Raw genomic sequence first — 18,802 nt, 5'->3', positions numbered from 1 at the left:
GAATCAGGCTCCCGCTGCGGTGGTCACGGCAAAGGCAACGGCGGTCCCTGCAGCGCCGGCTGCGGGGTGCACGTTGACCGGAGCCTCCGCGGCAGGGAGGAAGGCACTCGCACCGCGGTCCAGGCGGAGGTCGCCTTTGGGGGAGTCCAAAAGCACGGAGCCGGCGATCACGATGATCACGGCCGCGCCCGACTGCGCCAGCGGAACGGGGCCGGCGCCGGCCTCCAGCTCGATCCGCTGCAGCTGGAATTCGCGGAACGGCGGCCGGTACAGCTCCTGGCCCAGCCCAGACGTCTCCGGCTGCAGCATCGGCACGCCCACCGATTCGAATTCGACGGTGTCCAACAGTTCGGGAACATCCACAAACTTTGGCGTCAGGCCGCCCCGGAGCACATTGTCCGAGGAAGCCATGACCTCGATGCCGAGGCCATGGAGGTAGGCATGGACGTTGCCCGCCGGCAGGTACACTGCATCGCCGGGAGCCAGCGAGATCCGGTTCAGCAGCAACGAAATGAGTACACCGGGATCCCCCGGGTAGTGCCCGTGCAGGCTGACGACAGTGGACAGCTCAGTCTGGTACGGGGTCATTGTCAGCCCGGCCTTGAGGGCTGCGACGAGCTCTCGCACAGCATGGGAGACGGCATGGCCTCCGCCGATGAGGCGGGTGAAGGCAGCCTTCAGCGCATCGTGCTCCACCGGCGCAGCAAGGTCCTCCACGACATCCAGGAAAACCTGCGGGACGTCAACGGATATCTCGCGCATGGACGCCGCAAGGTGCTCAAAGAGGGCACGGGACGACGCAGCCGGACGGAAGCCGCAGAGCGCCTCAAACGGCGTCAGGGCAAAGATCATCTCCGGCTTGTGGTTGTCATCCTTGTAGTTCCGCTCGGCCGCGGAACGGTCGACGCCGGCAGCCTCCTCGCGCGCAAACCCGGCCCGTGCCTGCTCCAGCGTGGGGTGCACCTGGAGGGACAGGGGAGTTTCGGCGGCGAGGACCTTGAGCAGGAACGGCAGGCGGGGGCCGAACTCCGCCACGCTGGCACTGCCCAAATGGTGACCGGGATCAGAACTGATCAGTGCGTCCAGAGCCAGCGGACCGCCGTCGGCCGCGGTTGCAACGGAAGGTGAATCCGGGTGGGCGCCCACCCACAGCTCCGCTTCAGGCCCGCCCGACGCGGGCCGGCCCAGCAGCCCGGCAATCGCGGTGGTGGAGCCCCAGGCGTAAGGCCTGAGGACGTTCTCAATTTCGTACACTGCCTGGTGTCCTTATCTAATTGCAGCAGTTAAAGCGGGCGGCATTGGCCGTTGGTGGCCACGAGGTCCCGGATGGCCTGCTCGTTGCCTTCGCGCTTGAACTGGTTGAGCATCTCTTCCGTAATGGGCTCGCCGTCAGGGGTGGTGGTCACCGGTGTAAAGTCCGACGACGACGGCGACGGCGACGGCTGGGTCAGGGGAGCCGCGGGTGCGGCTGCCATGAGCTGTCCGGAAGCGGCCCGGGGCTGCACGATGCTGTCCTCCGCGGCGGGACTCTTACCGGCAGGATCCGCGGCGGCACCCGCTGACTCTCCGGACTGCGCGGCGAGCAGCTTCTGCACCTTTTCGTGGATCTGGTCGAAGTCCGGCACGGTGGAGAACGATGCGTCAAAGTCCGGCGGCCCGATGGTGAGCCGGCTGACTTCGGTGCCTTTGGCTTTCATGGCCAGGTCCACGAAGCTTCCGAGCTGGCTTGCGGAAATGTTGGAGTCCACAACCTTGGTGCCGGCGTTCGCGATGTCCTCGAACTTGGAGAGCAGCGTGGCCGGGTCGAGCTGCTTCAGCATTGCCTGCTGCACGCATTGCTGGCGCTGGATGCGGGCATAGTCGTCCACGAATTCGCGCGAGCGTCCGTACCAAAGGGCGTGGTAGCCGTCGAGGTGCTGATCACCCGCCGCGATCCAGCCGGTGGGCATGCCGTGGATTCCGTTGGCCTCATCCACCATGTCGCCGCTTAGCGGCACCCAGCCGCCGGCCTTGATCTTGATCCCGCCCATCGCGTCAATGAGTTTCGCAAATCCCTCCATGTCGACCAGGACATAGGCCTGGACGGTGATGCCCAGGGAGCCGGACACGGCCTCGAGTGTTGCCTGGGCGCCGGGATCGGCCACCCCGGGGTAGAGGTCCGTGTGCTCGTTGGTCACTTCGGTGTTGATCGCGTTGATGAGGCATTCGTCGCCGCAGTTGTACCCGTCGGGGTAGATCTGCCGCATGGGGGAGCCTTCGGCGAACTGCGCGTTCTGCAGGTTGCGCGGCACCGAGATGATGGCGGTCCGGCCGGTCTTCGCGTCGACACTGAGGACGGACAGGCTGTCCGGGCGCCGGCCCGTGCGGTCGTCGCCGGCGTCGCCGCCCATCATCAGGAAGTTGTAGCGCCCGTCCACCGGGTCGATGGCCGGGCCTGTGGAGAAGATGCTGCCGATCGCGTTCCGGCTCACATTCAGCACGTAGGCCGCATAGCCCAGCGTGCCGCTGCTGAGCACCATGGCCAGGACCAGGGCGACGCCGACAATCGGCCGCATTCCGGGAGCCAGGAGGACAGGCCGGATGAGCCGCAGGGTGTTGACGAACAGCACTGCCCAGCCCACCGCCAAGGCAATGAGGATGACGATGATCAGGAGGGACGCCACGGAATTGGTGACGATCCCGATCAGGATCGTGCGGTTGACCAGCAGGAGCACCAGGGCCACGACTGCCAGGCTCCAGACCGCCAGTGTTACCCGCAGCGCAATCCGTCCCAGCTTGCGGTCGCCGGCTACGATCTGGGCACTGCCCGGGACGAGCAGGGTCAGCAGCAGGAGGACGAACGCGCGTTTGGTCCGAACGGGGGCCGGAGCTGCTACAGGGTTGCGGACGGGATCCGTCAGGTCCTGTCGCGGCGCCAGGGGGCGGGAGTGGCTGGTGGTCATCTGTGATTCCTAACGGCTGCCCCGGAGAACGACGTTGCCGTCGGAGAACACTTCGCTGACTTTCTGCCGCAGGTTGGCGCCCTTGCGGGTGGCGACGTCGTTGAGCTCCTGGGCGAATTCGATCAGGTCCTGGCGCAGGCGGACGGCCAGGTCGTCCGTGCCGGAGGCCAGCATGCGGACGGCCAGCAGGCCCGCATTCCGTGCGCCCGCGATCGACACTGTGGCCACCGGAACCCCGGCGGGCATCTGGACGATGGACAGCAGCGAGTCCATGCCGTCGAGTGTCTTCAGCGGTACAGGGACACCAATGACCGGAAGAGGCGTTACGGACGCCAACATGCCCGGCAGGTGGGCCGCGCCGCCGGCGCCGGCGATGATGACCCGAAGTCCGCGCTCGTGCGCCGTCTGGCCGTAGCGGATCATTTCGGTGGGCATCCGGTGGGCTGAGACCACATCGGCTTCGAACGGGAGGCCGAATTCGGCGAGGGCTTCCGCCGCGGCCTCCATGACCGGCCAGTCCGAGTCGGAGCCCATGACCAGGCCGACGATCGGGGCGTCTGTTTCAGCTGCGTGGATTGACGTTGGGCGTGTGCTCATGCGGTCTCCTCTGAGTTCCCTGATGCTGTTCGGGCCGAAGCCCGGCCGTCGCGGATGATATCGGCCACGGTGGTGGCCCGCTGCCGGACCGAGTCAACGTCCGCGGCTGACGCCCCCACCAGGTTGACGTGTCCGATCTTCCGGCCGGGCCGGACGGCCTTGCCATAGCAGTGGATCTTCGCGGCCGGCTCGGTGGCCATGGCCAGGGGATAAGCCGAGAACAGTTCCTGGTTCTCGCCGCCGAGGAAGTTCTTCATCACGACGACGGGACCCACTGCGTCCGTGGCGCCGAGCGGGAGGTTCAGCACGGCGCGGAGGTGCTGTTCGAACTGGCTGGTCACCGATCCGTCCTGGGTCCAGTGGCCGGTGTTGTGCGGTCGCATGGCGAGCTCGTTGATCAGGAAGCCGGAGCCGACGCCGGGAGTTTCGAAGAGTTCCACGGCCATGACGCCGGTGACTCCGAGTTCGTTGGCGATGCGGAGTGCTGCGTCTTCGGCGGCTGCCGCCACCTCAAGGGAGATGTCCTGGGCGGGGGCGATCACTTCGTCGCAGACGCCGTCCACCTGGATGGTGTGCACCACAGGCCATGCCCGCGACTCGCCGTCGGGAGTGCGCGCAACAAGCGCAGACAGCTCGCGGCTGAACTCCACCTTCGCTTCGACGAGCAGGGGGCTCATGGCCTCGAACCAGTCGGCGGTGCCGCCGGCTTCCTCAGCCGATCTGACGATCCGCACGCCCTTGCCGTCGTAACCGCCGCGCGGGGTCTTCAGCACTACCGGCCACCCGGTGTTCTCACCGAAGGCAACCAGGGCGTCGACGTCGGCAACGGAAGCCCAAGGGGGATTCGGCAGCTCCAGCCGGTCGATGGCTGCACGCATCACGAGTTTGTCCTGCGCGTGGACCAGGGCGTCCGGGCCGGGCTGTACGTTGACGCCGGCCTCCTGCAGTGCCCGCAGGTGGTCGTTGGGGACATGTTCGTGGTCAAAGGTCATGACGTCCAGTCCCTTGGAAAACTCCAAAAGGGCGTCAAGGTCCTTGTAGTCACCCACCGGCGAGGTGGGTACAGCCGAGACCGCGGAAACGTCCTCACCTTCGGCAAGGACACGGAGTTCAAAGCCCAGGGCCGTTGCGGCGGGGGCCATCATGCGGGCAAGTTGGCCGCCGCCAACTACGCCGATTACTGGAAAAGTCACAGAGCCAGCCTACAGAAGAGCAGGGGAGTTCCGGGCTTCCCCACGGTTTCGGCCCGCAAGTTGCGTCGATTCGTCTCCCGGGAAAGGCCGTGCTGCGGGTCCCGGCAGGCCTGCTCCCGGCTTACGGGCTAAAATGGGGGTTTGGCCCTGTGGCCTGAAATTTCAGTCGGCCATGGAGGGTCATGTTTTACACACTTGCAGAACGTTTGCGCGGACTCGCCTCGCTTTTCTGGCGTGAGGTGGCCAAGTTCGGCGCCGTCGGCGGTGTCGCCTTCGTGATCGACAACGGCCTGACGTATTACCTGATGCACGGCCCGATGACTGACAGTGAGGCCAAAGCACGGTTCGTCGGGGCGACGGTTGCCACCATCTTCTCCTGGATCGCTAACCGCTTCTGGACCTTCCGCCACCGCCGCCAGGACAACGTGATCCGCGAATTCTTCATGTTCATCCTGATTAACGGCATTGGTATCGGCATCTCCACCGGGTTCACGGCCCTGGCCAAGTACTCGTTCGGCATCACTGACAAGAACGTGCTGTTCCTGGCGGGCGTTGCCGGCATCCTCGTGGCAACTGTGGTGCGCTTCTTCGCCTACCGGTTCCTTGTCTTCAATAAGGAACTCGACGAAGAGCCCGCCTTCTCGCATGACCACGAGATCATCGAACTGCATCACCACCAGGACAAGCAGGCAGTCCGCGTTCCAGGCAGCGAGCCTGCCGGAACGGTGCAGGATCCCGACCTGCCCAGCCCGCCCCGCAGCTAGGTTTACTCTCCCTGCACCCGTTCGTCACTCAGGAGCTTGTCCGTCACCGTCACGTCCGGGTGGACCAGCACGACGGAGCCGCCGTTGTGCCAGGCACCCAGTGACTGGACCAGGGCGGCCTCAAGGCCGTCGTGTGCCTGGACCAGCAGGCGCACTCCGGCGTCGTGCGGAGCCGCAAAGCCTTTGAGCAAGTCAGCGTGTGCGTGCGAAGTGCCCGTTGATGTCACGATGGCCCGGCCGGACCCGTCCGGGTCCTCGTGGCCCATAAAAACGTCGCCGTGCGAGCGCACTTCGGCGGCAAAATCGACGACGCCGGGCGGCAGCTCACCGGGCCAGCGCATGGCCAGTGCCGGAAGCGGCACTGCGATGACGGCGTCGAACCCGCCGGCCTCCTGGCCGGCCTCCGGCGACCCGGTGGCGAGCAGTTCGGCTTCCCTGGAGTCGGCGCCCTCAGAGTCAACGACAACTTCCATCCCTAGCTGCCAGGCGGCCAGGGCAATGACCATGGACTTCCAGTGCGCAGGGAGGTCCAGCCGCAGGCGCATCCCGGGTTCGGCGTCGAGTTCGTCCTGCAGCAGGTTGCTGGTCTTTGCGACCCAGTTGTCCAGGACGCGGCCTGACAGTTCCACCCTCTCGGCGTCAGGTCCGTACCAGGTCAGTCGGGGGGAGGTTGAGTGGCCGGACCGCAGCGCAGTCATCAGGTCGATCGCCGGGATGCTCATGCCAACATCTTGCCACGGTGCCCGGCGTGCGGGGAGGGCATGCCGGCAGCATGGCAACCTCCGGATCGGGTTGGGGGCAGCTCGTGTGATCTTGAACACATGGTTTTTACTAACTTTGTTTGGCTAAAATGCGGAAGCTGGGTGGATTTCCCGGGATTCCCGGAAAACTCCCAGAAAAGTAGTCAGTAGGCTGTCAAATTTCCCGTACTGGCGGGGGAGTGGGTAAAAATCCCGGGCGTGGCGTGGCGCCGGATCGTGCTCGGAGTTGATTATTATTCCGGCTGCCGCTTGACTCCCGGCGACTTACACACGTGTAATTAGCTATCGAAAGCCATTGCGCAAATGCGGGCCACACAACCGAGTGTCCAGGTATTCAGGCAGGGGCAGCAACATCAGGAGGGACGCCATAATGGGGCAAGTTGAGCGTATCCATGAAGATGCCGTCGTCGCCGGTCAGGCGTCGGCAAAATACCGTTCGCGCGGCGTGCCAAGCGATTGGTATGTAGATCCGGCCGATCCGGATGCTGCCGAGCGGTACAACCAGAGCACCAGCGATTCTTTGCAGGACCAGGCCACTGCTTTCCTGGCCGCACATGAAGCGCTCCTGGCCGGCAACCCGGACCAGGACCATAATCTTGACGATCCTCCGATGGAATTGCAGACCCTCCATTCGGAAACCACCGCGCAGCCGGTCTGGATCGGGCTTCCCCTCGAGCAAGGCTTCGACGACGAAGGCGAACTCGGCTGGCAGACGGACGCACTGTGCGCGCAGACGGATCCGGAGGCGTTCTTTCCCGAAAAGGGCGGCTCGACACGCGACGCCAAGAAAGTCTGCGGTGCGTGCAACGTGCGCTCACAGTGCTTGGAGTACGCGTTGTCGAACGACGAGCGCTTCGGTATTTGGGGAGGCCTCTCCGAGCGTGAGCGCCGTCGGCTGAGGAAGCGAGCAGTCTAATTCTTCAAGTAGTACACGTCACCGCCGTTGTGGTTGCCCACAACGGCGGTGACTATCTTCCCAGGACCCTGGCGGCTTTGTCGGAGCAGACCCGTCCGGTGGATGCTTTTATCGGCGTTGACACCGGCTCGCGGGACAACTCCGCGGTTCTGCTGGAGCAAGCGTTCGGCGAGGCAAACGTCACCACCTTCCAGCAGGGAAGGAGCGGAATGGGGGATGCGGTCAAGGCCGGCCTGGCTGCCTTGGACCCGTGGCAATCCCACCGGCCGGACACAACCCGGCAGGACCCGGACCCGCAGGAGCCCGAGCGGCCGGCAGGCGGCACCGAGTGGATCTGGCTGCTGCATGACGACGCCGCACCCGCACCCGAGGCCTTGGCCGAACTGCTTCACGCCGTGGAGCGGGCACCGTCAGTGACGGTAGCCGGCTGCAAGCAGCTTGACTGGAATTCCACGCGCCGCCTGATGGATGTCGGACTTTCCACCAGCCGCTGGGCTGAACGGCTGACCCTCATTGAAGCGGACGAACTCGATCAGGGGCAATACGATGGCCGCAGCGACACCTTTGCGGTCAACTCCGCCGGCATGCTGGTGCGGCGGGACGTCTGGGAAGAACTGGGCGGTTTTGACCCGGCACTGCCCGGATCGGGCGACGACGTCGATTTCTGCTGGCGCAACCGCCTGGCGGGACACCGCGTTGTGGTGGTGCCCAGTGCGCGGATGTTCCACGTTTCGCAGCGGCCTCAGGCGCTAGGCAGCGCCAGCGCCGCCCGCAAGGCCCAGGTTTACCTTCGCCTCAAGCACACCGTGTGGTGGAAGGTGCCGCTCCACGCGGTCGGGGCGCTGCTGGGGAGCCTCTTCAAGCTCGTCTTCAGCATTGCCGTCAAGGACCCCGGCCACGGATTCTCCCAGCTCGTGGCCACCTTCGTTGCGCTCGGACGGCCCGCCGCTGTGGTCCGCGGACGCCGCGAGGCTGCACGGACACGCCGGATCCGCCGCTCTGTGATTAAGGGACTCCAGACCCCGCGGCGCGAAGTCTGGGCCCACCGGCGTTCCCTCATTGAAGCCCTTGGCTCCGATGACCCGGCAGACCACAGCGCCCGGGCTGATCCGCTGGCGGAACAGCCCAGCGGTGACTCCACGGACGACTTCGCCGCATTGACCACTTCGGACCGCGGCTGGGTGGGCAGCGGTGCCCTGCTGGCCGTCATAGTCACGGCGGCCGCTTCGCTGGTCGGGCTCTCCGGCTTTTTCCGCGCCGAAGCAGTCTCCGGCGGGGCCCTGATTCCGCTCTCTTCGAAGGTCTCGGACATCTGGCACCACGCCACCAGCTGGTGGATCGGGCTTGGCGCCGGGCTGCCCGGCCACGGCGACCCCTTCGCCCTTCTTCTATGGGTCCTTGGCCTGGCCGGCGGAGGGGACGCGAACAGTGCCCTGGCCTGGCTGCTTCTCCTGGCCATGCCGCTTTCCGGCCTCACCGCCTGGTTCGCGGCGGGCGGCCTGACCACGCGGCGGCGTTTCCGCCTGGTCGCAGCACTCGTCTGGGGTGGTGCCCCCGCACTGCAGGTTGCGCTGAACCAGGGCCGCCTTGGTGCGCTGATTGCACACATCATGATGCCGCTGCTGGTCCTGGCGCTGCTGCGCGCCACGGGCACCGCCCGCGGCCAGGGCCGCTTCGCGGTTCCCGAACCGGGAGACCGGCGCTTCGTGGAAAAGCCGCCCGCCAAGCCTGGCGTCAACGGGACCCCGTCCTGGACAGCCGCAGCGGCCGCCGGGCTGGCACTCGCTGCTGTCGCTGCAGCGGCACCGTCCCTGCTGCTGCCGGCCGCCGTCGTCGTTGTCCTGGCGGGGATCCTGCTGGGCAGGCGCGGCCGCACCGTGTGGTGGGCACTGCTGCCGGGCGCCGCACTTTTTGTACCGTTCGGTGTTTCCACCCTCGACCGTCCGCGGGCCCTGCTGGCAGACCCCGGCGTGCCGCTTGCCTTCGACGCCGCCCCGCTGTGGCAGCAGGTTCTCGGACAGCCGCTGTACTTCGATGCCGACGGCGGGTTGTCAGGTCTTTCCGTTTTCGGCGGATCCGGCGTCCCGTGGGCCCTGCTCATGGCGTTCCTGATCGGACTTCCGGTCCTGGTCCTCGCAACGGCTGCTTTGTTTGTCCCGGGCAAACGCACACGCGTTGCCCGTGCCCTGTGGGTGGCAGCCCTGATCATCCTGGCCGGCGGCTGGCTCGCCGGACACGTCGCAACCGGTGCCGGGCCCGACACCCTCGTCACGCCCTTCACGGGGCCGGCCGTCTCCGCGGCCGGATTCCTGCTGCTGGGTGCCGCCCTGATCGGTGCCGACGGCCTGCTCGGCTTCGCGCAGAAGACGGACCCGGCCCCGGCAGCCCGCCGGATGGTCCTCAAGTCCGTGTCCGTCCTGGCCATGGTCCTTCTCCTCGCCGGACCCCTGGCCGGGTTGACTGCCTGGGCCGCCCAGAACCTGTTGCAGTCCTCATCCGGGGCCGGGCCCGCCGCGACGGTGCCCTCGCCGCTGGGAACCCCCCGGCAAATTGACCCGGCCGCTGCCCGCACCCTCCCGGCAACAGCGATCGACCGCGGCCAGGGCCCGGAGCAGACACGCACGCTGGTCATCGACACAGGCGAGGACGGCACTTTCGACGCCTCCATCGTGAGGGGTGCCGGCACCACACTGGATGGCCTGTCCACCATCGCGGTCGCCCGCAACATCATGGGCGAACCCGGCAAGGAAACCATCAGGGACGACGACGCCGTCACCGCAGCCCTGCGCAGCGTTGTTGCCACCGTGGTGGCCGGTCAGGGCGTTGACCCGCGCCCGGAGCTGGAACGCCTCGGAGCAGGCTTCGTTGTCCTCCGGGCCTCCGACTCCGCCGCCCAGCTGACTGCAAGCCGGATGGACGCCGTTCCAGGCCTGGTGGCCGTAGGACAAACCAACGTCGGCTGGCTCTGGCGGATCAGCCCGCTGAACCAGCCCGTCATCGACGCTGCCGACGTTGCCCACCGCGTGCGCATTGTCGACGGAACCGGCGCAGCAATAGGACTCCTGCCCTCCGATCTGGAATCTGTTGGCGCCGCCGTTCCGGAAGGGCCCGAAGGCAGGCTTGTGGTGCTCGCTGAACGCTCTGATCCAGGCTGGTCCGCGTGGATGGATGGCCGCCGGCTAACATCAACGACGTCCGGGTGGTCGCAGGCGTTCACCCTGCCCGCCCAGGCCGGCCAGCTGACCATCCGCTACGAAAACCCGTGGGCTTTGTGGACGGCCATCGTCCAGGCAACAGTCATCGGCCTGACCGTGCTGCTGGCAGTTCCCATGCCCGCCCGGCGGCCGAACACCGGCCTCTCCCGCGATGAAGGCTCCCTGCGTAAGGAACATCAGCATGCATAAGGACGGGAACGACGGCGCGCCGGAAGCTAGCCCTAACGAGGCCGGGCCCGCCGAGGCTGGGACCGCCGAGGCTGGGACCGCCGAGGCGGGGAAGACCCCGCGAGGCAAGGCCGTCCGCGGCAAGACTGTCCGGATAAAGGCCCCCCGCGGCACGGTTGCCGGACTCGCCTCCGCGGCGGTGATCGTGGCCGCCGCCGGAAGCCTGGTGGCCGCCGCGTCCCTGGCCCCCCAAAGCGCCGGCAGCCGTCCGCTTGAAGCCCCGCTCGCGGCGGTTCCCGCCGGAAGCAACGTGGGAATCTGCCCCGGCCCCGCCCGGTTGCTGGAAGGCACACCGGTTGGAACGGACCCGCAATTCAGTCCTGAGTCGTCCACAGCCCGAACCATGCTCAATGCGGCCGTACTGAGCATGAACTCCGGTGCGCTGCCCGCGAGCCGGCTCGCTGAGCTGAACGGCAATACCCTCGCGGAAATCGCTAAGGATCCCGGCACGCCCACAGCCTCGGCAGCCCCGCCGTCCCTGCTCGCGGGAGTCGTCTCCCAGCGTGCCGTGGACTCCGTCAGTGTCCTGAGCGCGGACGCTGTGGGCAACCAGCAGGCAACTGCCGGCGCCGTGATGCGTTATGCATCTGCCGACGGCGATCTCCAAGGCTGGGCGGCGGCTGCCTGCCAGCAGCCGTCCAACGACCTGTGGCTCGTGGGAGCCAACACGTCTTTGGGCCGGACCGCGGTGCTCAACCTCAGCAACGCTTCCAGTACCCCGGCAACCGTCAGCCTGGACCTGTACGGTGCGAAGGGCCAGATCCAGGCGCCCGGCAGCAGGGGGCTCCTGGTCGCTCCGGGAACCACCCGTTCGATCGTGCTGGCAGGCCTTGCTCCGGACCAGGAACAGCTGAGCGTCCATGCACGCAGCGCCGGCGGGCCGGTCACCGCCGTCATCCAGCAGAGCGTCCTTAGGGGGCTCACCCCCGGAGGCGTGGACTTTATTGTGCCCGGGGCTGGGCCGGCCACCCGGCAGGTGATGGCCGGACTGGACATCCAGGACCCGGCATCGGCGAAGGCACTCGCCGCCAAACAGGGGTTCGCCGACGCCGCGGCGGCTCTCCAGATCGCAGTTCCCGGTCCGGCGGACGCGGTGGTGGAAATCAAGCTGTACGGGCGTGACGGCCAGAAAGCACTGCCGGGCGGCGGGGTGGTGACGGCCAAGGGAGGAGCCGTGACCGAGGTTTCGCTGGCCGGGGTCCCCGCCGGCCACTACACCCTGGCAGCCAGCTCCGACGTGTCGTTCGCCGCTGCCGCACGGGTCACCCGGGGCCTCAGGGCAGACAGCGCCACGGACTTCACCTGGTCGGCCTCGTCGGCGAGGCTCGGCAGCCAGCACGTCGTCACCGTTCCCAGGGGCGGCGAGCGGTATCTGGTTTTCGGTGCACCGGATGACCGGGCCAAGATCACCTACACTCCCATCACGGCTGACGGCAAAGTCCGCACGGCCGCTGCGGCTGACATCGCCGGCGGAACCACAGCCGTCATCAAGGTTCCGGAGGAAGTGAGCGGGGCCCCGGTGCTGGGCTACGTTGTGTCGGCGTCGGGCGACGCTGCCTACGGCACAGTGCTGCTGGAGCAGGAAGGGCGCTCAGACATCGCCACCGTGGCGGTAGCCCCCGGCGCTGCAGGCCAGGAACAGGTTGCGGTGAAGCTCGGCTATTAGCGGCAGCTAGTAGCGGCGCCGGTACACGGGGTCCAGCGTCTCCGGCGCAACTCCAAGCATTTCGGCTGTCCGCTCCACGACGACGTCGTGCACCAGATCCTGGAGTTCCTCCCGGCTGGTGCAGGCGTTCTCGATGACCCTGCGGTAAAGCGTGATCACCGGACCTTCATCGGCCGTGGCGGGTTCATAGAGCCCCATGGGCGCGGGGGACCGGTCCGTTACCAGCTGTTCCAGTCCTTGCGGGATCTCGTCAACGGCAAACCTGACGCCGTCCAGTGGCTTTCCCCAGATGTCATGCAGGCGCTGGGCAGAGTCCATGACCATCTCATCGAAGCGGTCCGAACGGGTGCGGTATCCGGGAAGCGTGGGCAGCATCAGTTCGCCGCGCAGGCCACGCCCGTGGCGGTTCCTGCGGCGCTCCCGAAAGCTCCTTCCACGGACCGCCTGCGCGGGCACGGCACTGTCCGCCAGCTGGCCGGCTCCCGGGTCAGCCAACCGGACCGATAATCCCGGAACGTGGTTCGATTGCTGCATACATTGACTCTAAACCCGCGGCCTGAAATCCGCGACATAACCTGGCTCGCCACACGCACCATTCCGGCGCCGGGCGACGCCACAGAACGCTGCACAGCCGAATGCACGGCACGGCGCCAAACGGGGAGTAGTCTGTGATGTCGTGGGTGCTATACGTCAATGTTCCAGATCAGCCTGCCGCAAGTCAGCGGTGGCAACTTTGACGTACGTGTACGCGGACTCCACTGCTGTGCTGGGCCCGCTGGCAACGTACGCGGAACCGCATTGTTACGATTTGTGCGAACAGCATGCCGGGTCGTTGACTGTGCCGCGGGGCTGGGAAGTGCTGCGCCTGGCGATGCCCGCAACGCCGCCGCAGCCCGGGCCCGATGACCTCCTGGCCCTCGCCAATGCCGTCCGGGAGGCGGCCTTGCGACCGTCCGCCGCAGACCCGGCACCCGGCCAGCGGTCCGTCCATGCCGCCCTTGAAGCCCCGCCCGCCGCGGAAGGCATCCGCCGGGGACACCTGCGCATTCTCCGCGAACCGTCCTGAGCCGCCGCCAGCGCCGGGAAGCTTGTACGCTGGAAGCTGCAAATCCATCGGCCACGGGCGCCTGTTGCGGCACCCATCAGGGAGCATCCACCATGCCAAAGATCAGTCCTGACCTCTTGTCTGTCCTGCGTTGCCCCGTCACCGGTTCCACCCTGGTGCAGGAAGGCGATGAACTCGTCTCCACCGCCGCCGGTGAGACCGGAGAAAAGCTCCGCTACGCCATCGAGGACGGCATCCCGCTGCTGCTGCCGCCGGAACTGGTCTCCGCCGCGAATGCGGCGTCTTCTGACCAGCACGACGGCGGCCGGGCCTCCACAGCGGCAGGCCCGGCAACGACTGGCTCGGCAAGGACTGGTTCGGCAACGACTCACACCTCGACCGGCGCCTCCAGCAATAAATAACTGACCGGCCGGCCCATCAACCGTCCGCCCCGCGTCGAACTTTCCCATGGTTTCGCCGGACGGACACGTACTTCCTCCGCTCCGGACTTCCCCGGATACAACACAAGGATTCACATGACATTCGATTACAAGGTTGCCGACATCTCACTGGCTGAGGCCGGCCGCCACCAGATCCGCCTCGCGGAGCACGAGATGCCCGGACTGATGTCCCTGCGCGAAGAGTTCGGCGCAAGCCAGCCGCTGAAGGGTGCCCGGATTGCCGGCTCACTCCACATGACCGTGCAGACTGCCGTGCTGATCGAGACCCTCACCGCATTGGGCGCGGAGGTCCGCTGGGCTTCCTGCAACATCTTCTCCACCCAGGACGAGGCCGCAGCCGCCGTTGTGGTCGGCAAGGGCACCGTGGAGGACCCGCAGGGCGTTCCTGTGTTCGCCTGGAAGGGCGAGACCCTCGAGGAATACTGGTGGACCGCCGAGCATATCCTCACCTGGCCGGGTGCGGACAGCAACCCGGACCTTGGTCCGAACATGATCCTCGACGACGGCGGCGACGCCACGATGCTGGTGCACAAGGGCGTGGAGTTCGAGGCGCTCGGGTCCGTCCCGGCAGCAGCAGCGGATGAGTCCGAGGAAGGACGCGTCTTCCTTGACGTCCTGCGCGCTTCCCTCGCCCAGGATCCGCAGAAATGGACCCGCATCGGCTCCCGGCTGCTCGGCGTCACGGAAGAAACCACCACCGGCGTGCACCGCCTCTACCAGCTGGCGGAGCAGGGCAAGCTGCTCTTCCCGGCCATCAACGTCAACGACTCGGTGACCAAGAGCAAGTTCGACAACAAGTACGGCATCCGCCACTCGCTGCCGGACGGCATCAACCGCGCCACCGACGTCCTGATGGGCGGCAAGGTCGCCGTCGTCTGCGGTTACGGCGACGTCGGCAAGGGTGCCGCCGAGGCCTTCCGCGGACAGGGCTCGCGGGTGATCGTCACCGAGATCGACCCGATCTGCGCCCTGCAGGCAGCCATGGACGGTTACCAGGTGGCCAAACTCGAAACGGTCCTCAGCGAAGGCCACATCTTCATCACCACCACGGGCAACAAAGACGTGATCATGGCCGAGCACATGGCGGGCATGCGCGACAAGGCGATCGTAGGCAACATCGGCCACTTCGACAACGAAATCGACATGGCCGGCCTGGCACGGATCCCGGGGATCCAAAAGGTCGAAATCAAACCGCAGGTGCACGAGTGGGTCTTTGCGGAAGACCCGGCCGCGGGGAAGCCCAGCCACTCCATCATCGTCCTCTCCGAAGGCCGGCTCCTGAACCTCGGCAACGCCACCGGGCACCCGTCCTTCGTCATGAGCAACTCCTTCGCGAACCAGACGATTGCGCAGATCGAACTGTTCACCAAGCGGGACCAGCCCGAGGGCCAGCGGGAATACGAAAACCAAGTTTACGTGCTGCCGAAGATCCTTGATGAGAAGGTTGCACGGCTGCACCTCGACGCTCTCGGCGTTGAGCTGACGGAACTGTCCAAGGAACAGGCCGAGTACCTGGACCTGGACGTTGAGGGCCCGTACAAGCCGGACCACTACCGCTACTAGACCTGACCCGCCAGGACTGAGCCTGCCGAACCGGCAGAAAAGCAGTACCAGGAAGGGCCCCGGAACAAATCCGGGGCCCTTCCTGCGCATCCGCCGCAGCTTCGGCGGCCGCAACGCCGCCGGGTTCGGCGTGCCGAAGTGGCGTTCACCATACGGTAAAATCGTCTGGTCAGTGCTGGGCGCTGACCGAGACTGAACATAGTTTGAACATCGATTTAACACGGTATTGGGGCTGATCACTGGCCTGTCGGGGGACATGGAGAAGGTCATGACTGAAGTCCACAAACGCAAAACCATGAAGATCATCGGCGTGGCAGCAATCTGCGCCGCCGTGGCAGCCGGCGGCATCGGCGTCGTTACGGCACCCAGCTGGGCAAAGTCTGCCTTTCCATCGGAATCCGCCAGCCCCCTCCGCACTGAGCCCGGACTGGCTGCCCCTGTGGTCAAGGCCGTCGAGCTCGGTGTGACTCCCACCGACGGAGCCGCGGCCGTCAACCCCGCCGTCGCACCCTCCGTGAAGGCCGTCAACGGAACCGTCAAGGAAGTTGTCCTTGCCACGTCCGACGGAGGCGCGCCGGTCAAGGGTACCTTGAGCGCCGACGGTACCACCTGGACGGCCCTGGACCCACTCGAGTTCAACGCGGCGTACGAGTACGCGTTCACAATCGTGGACCAGGCCGGCCGCGAAACCAAGAAGACCCAGACCTTCACCACGGTGGCAAAGGCGAATGAGGCCGACGCGGCCGTATACCCCCAGAACGGGTCCACGGTAGGCTCCGGCCAGCCGATCGAAATCGTCTTTTCCGAGCCGGTCCTGAACAAGGAAGCCATGGAGAAGGCCGTCACCGTGACCGCCTCCTCCGGCCAGGCCGTCGCCTGGCGCTGGTATTCGGACCAGCGCGTGCGCATCCGACCGGAAACGTTCTGGGCGTCCGGAAGCCAGGTCACCGTGGACATGAAACTGTTCGGCGTTGACTTCGGGCACAAGATGATTGGCAACGTCGACACGAAAGTCAGCTTCAAGGTGGGCCCGCAGCGTGTCGCCATCGTTGATGACGTCACCAAGACCATGAACGTCTATTTCGACGGCCAGCTGGTGAAGACGGCACCCGTGACCCTGGGGGATGCCGAATGGCTGTCGCCCACCGGATACGCCGTGATCATGGAGCAGGAACGCCATTCCAAATTCAACGCCGGAAGCATCGGCCTCAAACCCGGCGACAAGGGGTACTACCCGCCGTTGACCGTGGAATACGCCAACAGGCTCACCTCGTCGGGAGTCTACGTCCACCAGGCCCTCGAATCGGCCTGGAGCTACGTCGGCAACGCCAATGTCTCACATGGCTGCGTCGGGCTGCTGCCCGCGGACGCGGCCTGGTTCTTCAACAACATGAAGACCGGCGACGTCGTTCAGACCCTCAACACCGGCGCACCGCCAGTGGAGCCGCTTGAGGGCTACGGCGACTGGAACATTCCTTGGGCACAGTACGCCAAGCGGTAGTCCTGCGGCCTGAGCGGTAGTGGCTAAGGCAGCGCCTCAGGCAGTGGGTTACGCGGTGTCCCGGCCGTAGGGGAGGCGGTTCAGCCGTTCCCCTACCCCAGTGCTGCGTGCCCGCGCCCGGGTCAGCCTGGCCAGTTCCCGCTCGCGGCGCTCCACGAGGACTGCTGCCAAGTACTCTTCCGGGCCGGTGGCGGCCGGTGGCGGCGGGGCGACGCATGCTGAAACTTCTGTGGCCAGCGACGCTGCCATTGCGGCGCGCGACGGCGGCGACATGCGTTCTGCCTGGCGGATGAACTGCGAGGAGCGGCGGGCGACGGCGTCCGGAATCCGGCCGATATCCGCCAAGGCGGCCCAGGACCTCAGGTGCGGCGGAACGAACGGGACAAACGGGGGTTCTGCCGGCACGCGGCGCCGGAGGGAGTAGGTTCCGGCGACAATATCGCCGAGCCGCCTGGACTTGTCGTTGAACAGCGCGACGGCGATGGCCAGGCCGCCGAACGTCAGGTAGATCTCCAGGAAACCGATCAGGCCGCGGATTACCGCGTGGCGGAACCGGATGGCCCCGCCGTCGTCCCGCACGATGCGGAGCCCGGCCGCCAGCTTGCCCAGCGAGAGGCCGCGGGTGAGGGTCTCCACCGCCACCGGGAGGATCACGAAGCAGAAGACCACGCTGACCAGGACCAGGGTGCGCGCCGCGGCCCCGTCCAGGTCTCTGTAGGCAGAGGCAATGACCGTGATCATCACTATGAGGAGGAGCACGTGGGCCACGACGTCCAAAGCCAGGCCCAGCGCCCGGGCGCCGAACGACGCCGGCCGGAGCTCCAGGACAACCGCTTCACCTGTGATGATTGAACTCAAGCCGGGGTCCCCGTTCCCTACACGCCGTCTACGGACGCTCACAGTCTAATCCGGGCACGCTGGGGCTAGGGTAGTGCCGTGGACATGGATGCGTTCTCCGCGGTCAACGGAGACAGATGGGCCCGGCTCTACGTGCTGGCGTACAAACGGCGGCTGAACGGAAACGAAGCCGATGAGCTGCTGCGCCTCTACCAGGCCACGTCCTCGCACCTTTCCCTGATTCGCTCCGTGGCGCCCGAAAGCGGACTGTCCGCGACACTGTCGGCCACGCTGGCCCAGGCGCGTACGCGTTTCACCGGGGCGAGGTCCAACTTCATGGACGACTTGGCCCGGTTCTTCGTTGTGGCACTGCCGGCAGCGTTCTACCGGATCCGCTGGCTGACGGTCTGGTGCGGCCTGGCGTTCTGCCTGGTGGCGGCCGCCTACGCGCTGTGGATCGCGACCTCCCCCGACGCGCTCCGCGCCCTCGGCTCCGACGCCACCATCAGGCAGTACGTCGAGCAGGATTTCATTGACTACTACTCGGAAAACCCGGCAGCCTCCTTCGCCGGTGCCGTGTGGACCAACAACGCCTGGATTGCGGCGCAGGCGGTGGCCCTGGGCATTACCGGATTCTGGGTTCCGATGATCCTTTTTGGCAACGCCCAGGGCCTGGGGGTTGCTGCGGGAGTCTTCGCGGCGGTCGGAAAGTCCGATGTCTTCTTCAGCTACATCCTGCCCCACGGGCTGATGGAACTCACGGCCGTATTCATCGCCTGTGCGGCCGGCCTGAAGATCTTCTGGGCGCTGGTGTCGCCGGGGCCCCGAACCAGGGCCCGCGCGGTGGCGGCAGAAGGACGCTCGCTGATCACCGTGGCGCTTGGACTCGTCCTGGTGCTGTTTGTCTCCGGCCTGGTAGAGGCCTTCGTGACGCCCAGCATTCTTCCCGTCTGGGCCAAGATCAGCATCGGTGCGGCCGTCCTCGCCGTCTACTGGACCTATGTGCTGGTCTGGGGCAGGCGGGCCTACCGCTCCGGGGCAAGCGGCGACCTGGACAGCGCCGATGCCGGGTACACCGAGCTGGCTGCCTGAATGCGATGGGGAACGGGGTGG

15 protein-coding genes and 1 pseudogene are annotated in these 18,802 nt (G+C 66.5%); 9 read left to right on the top strand and 7 right to left on the bottom strand.

Features of this window, described 5'->3' with window-relative positions; genetic code table 11:
- Positions 1–3 precede the first annotated feature (3 nt).
- From manA to J7I92_RS09750, 4 genes are read right to left on the bottom strand one after another with little or no spacing between them, the layout of a single operon-like run.
- Positions 4–1,254: a mannose-6-phosphate isomerase, class I gene (manA, locus tag J7I92_RS09765; protein WP_214839918.1), complete on the bottom strand. Its 1,251-nt coding sequence runs from the start codon at positions 1,252–1,254 to the stop codon at positions 4–6.
- 29 nt (positions 1,255–1,283) lie between these two features.
- Positions 1,284–2,942 (bottom strand): LCP family protein, encoded by a 1,659-nt coding sequence (locus J7I92_RS09760; RefSeq protein WP_214839916.1) that lies wholly within the window; start codon positions 2,940–2,942, stop codon positions 1,284–1,286.
- 9 nt (positions 2,943–2,951) lie between these two features.
- Entirely contained in the window at positions 2,952–3,539 is a 588-nt protein-coding gene (gene purE, locus J7I92_RS09755) for a 5-(carboxyamino)imidazole ribonucleotide mutase (protein ID WP_214839914.1), read from the bottom strand.
- The gene (locus J7I92_RS09750) at positions 3,536–4,684 is read right to left on the bottom strand and encodes a 5-(carboxyamino)imidazole ribonucleotide synthase (protein ID WP_251039756.1); all 1,149 of its coding nucleotides are present in this window, start codon (positions 4,682–4,684) and stop codon (positions 3,536–3,538) included. The genes purE and J7I92_RS09750 overlap by 4 nt, the downstream gene beginning before the upstream one ends.
- Before the next feature lie 230 nt (positions 4,685–4,914).
- Between J7I92_RS09750 and J7I92_RS09745 the strand changes: the two genes are divergently transcribed.
- Positions 4,915–5,496, top strand: coding sequence for a GtrA family protein (locus tag J7I92_RS09745; protein WP_214839910.1), 582 nt, complete (start codon positions 4,915–4,917; stop codon positions 5,494–5,496).
- Between the two features lie 2 nt (positions 5,497–5,498).
- On the opposite strand, the gene J7I92_RS09740 is transcribed toward J7I92_RS09745, so the two are convergent.
- Positions 5,499–6,218, bottom strand: a complete 720-nt coding sequence (locus J7I92_RS09740; RefSeq protein WP_214839908.1) for a TIGR03089 family protein — start codon at positions 6,216–6,218, stop codon at positions 5,499–5,501.
- A gap of 409 nt (positions 6,219–6,627) precedes the next feature.
- On the opposite strand from J7I92_RS09740, the gene J7I92_RS09735 reads away from it, so the two are divergent.
- The 3 genes from J7I92_RS09735 to J7I92_RS09725 are packed head-to-tail and all read left to right on the top strand — an operon-like array spanning position 6,628 to position 12,282.
- Positions 6,628–7,173, top strand: a complete 546-nt coding sequence (locus J7I92_RS09735; RefSeq protein WP_214839906.1) for a WhiB family transcriptional regulator — start codon at positions 6,628–6,630, stop codon at positions 7,171–7,173.
- Between the two features lie 29 nt (positions 7,174–7,202).
- Complete coding sequence (locus J7I92_RS09730; protein ID WP_214839904.1) at positions 7,203–10,577, top strand: glycosyltransferase family 2 protein; 3,375 nt, start codon at positions 7,203–7,205, stop codon at positions 10,575–10,577.
- On the top strand, positions 10,570–12,282 hold the full coding sequence (locus tag J7I92_RS09725; protein WP_214839902.1) for a DUF5719 family protein: 1,713 nt from the start codon (positions 10,570–10,572) through the stop codon (positions 12,280–12,282). The genes J7I92_RS09730 and J7I92_RS09725 overlap by 8 nt, the downstream gene beginning before the upstream one ends.
- Before the next feature lie 6 nt (positions 12,283–12,288).
- Here the strand turns inward: J7I92_RS09725 and J7I92_RS09720 are convergent, their stop codons facing one another.
- A complete protein-coding gene (locus J7I92_RS09720) occupies positions 12,289–12,816 on the bottom strand; it encodes a metallopeptidase family protein (RefSeq protein ID WP_214839900.1) in 528 nt (175 codons plus the stop codon).
- 142 nt (positions 12,817–12,958) lie between these two features.
- Here J7I92_RS09720 and J7I92_RS09715 point away from each other — a divergent pair, with 142 nt between their 5' ends.
- From J7I92_RS09715 to J7I92_RS09700, 4 genes and pseudogenes are all read left to right on the top strand, one after another.
- A complete protein-coding gene (locus J7I92_RS09715) occupies positions 12,959–13,348 on the top strand; it encodes a DUF3499 domain-containing protein (protein ID WP_214839895.1) in 390 nt (129 codons plus the stop codon).
- Between the two features lie 92 nt (positions 13,349–13,440).
- Positions 13,441–13,647 (top strand): annotated as a pseudogene (locus tag J7I92_RS09710) (Trm112 family protein); the annotation flags it as partial.
- 216 nt (positions 13,648–13,863) lie between these two features.
- Complete coding sequence (gene ahcY / locus J7I92_RS09705) at positions 13,864–15,351, top strand: adenosylhomocysteinase (RefSeq protein ID WP_214839891.1); 1,488 nt, start codon at positions 13,864–13,866, stop codon at positions 15,349–15,351.
- 268 nt (positions 15,352–15,619) lie between these two features.
- Positions 15,620–16,852 carry an Ig-like domain-containing protein gene (locus J7I92_RS09700; RefSeq protein ID WP_251039679.1) on the top strand — a complete coding sequence of 411 codons (1,233 nt, stop codon included), beginning with the start codon at positions 15,620–15,622 and terminating at the stop codon, positions 16,850–16,852.
- 48 nt (positions 16,853–16,900) lie between these two features.
- Here the strand turns inward: J7I92_RS09700 and J7I92_RS09695 are convergent, their stop codons facing one another.
- Positions 16,901–17,710: an RDD family protein gene (locus J7I92_RS09695; protein ID WP_214839889.1), complete on the bottom strand. Its 810-nt coding sequence runs from the start codon at positions 17,708–17,710 to the stop codon at positions 16,901–16,903.
- A gap of 78 nt (positions 17,711–17,788) precedes the next feature.
- Between J7I92_RS09695 and J7I92_RS09690 the strand changes: the two genes are divergently transcribed.
- Positions 17,789–18,781, top strand: coding sequence for a stage II sporulation protein M (locus J7I92_RS09690; RefSeq protein ID WP_214839888.1), 993 nt, complete (start codon positions 17,789–17,791; stop codon positions 18,779–18,781).
- Positions 18,782–18,802: the final 21 nt, after the last annotated feature.

The organism is Arthrobacter sp. ISL-72 (assembly GCF_018613755.1).
Taxonomy (GTDB): Bacteria; Actinomycetota; Actinomycetes; order Actinomycetales; family Micrococcaceae; genus Arthrobacter.
The sequence above is the reverse complement of the archived record's forward strand: the minus strand, read 5'-3'. Positions and strand labels throughout refer to the sequence as shown.